Annotated in this window: 1 pseudogene; it reads right to left on the bottom strand. The window is 57.3% G+C overall.

What is annotated here, in order from left to right:
- Window positions 1-74: 74 nt before the first annotated feature.
- Window positions 75-314 (bottom strand): annotated as a pseudogene (locus EN853_RS33480) (alpha/beta hydrolase); the annotation flags it as partial.

The raw sequence follows: 314 nt of genomic DNA, 5'->3' as shown, positions 1-314 counted from the left end.
CTTTCACGCCTGTGGGAGTCAGGCTCGAAACATAACCATCAAATAAACCCATAGGTTGACCGAAACAAGGTATTTGCCTTGCTGGCGCTTTCCTTGTCATAGACATAGTCGGTGGTCTTGGCACCCGAGGCCCAGGAAAACAACACCGGTGTCCCGGGATAGCCGGAATCATGCACGATCTGGGTCAGGCGATAGACGGCGTCGTCGAAACCGGTGTTGTAGCCATGGACGAAGACCATCACCCGGCCGCCGCGCGCCGCGATGTCGGCGTTGAGCGCGCTGGAGAATTTCGGTTGGGTATCGTAGCCGACGAC

Origin of the sequence: Mesorhizobium sp. M1C.F.Ca.ET.210.01.1.1, assembly GCF_004791585.1 — a bacterium.
Lineage (GTDB): Bacteria > Pseudomonadota > Alphaproteobacteria > Rhizobiales > Rhizobiaceae > Mesorhizobium.
Note: the sequence above shows the minus strand (reverse complement) of the source record. Positions and strands in the feature narration are given on the sequence as shown.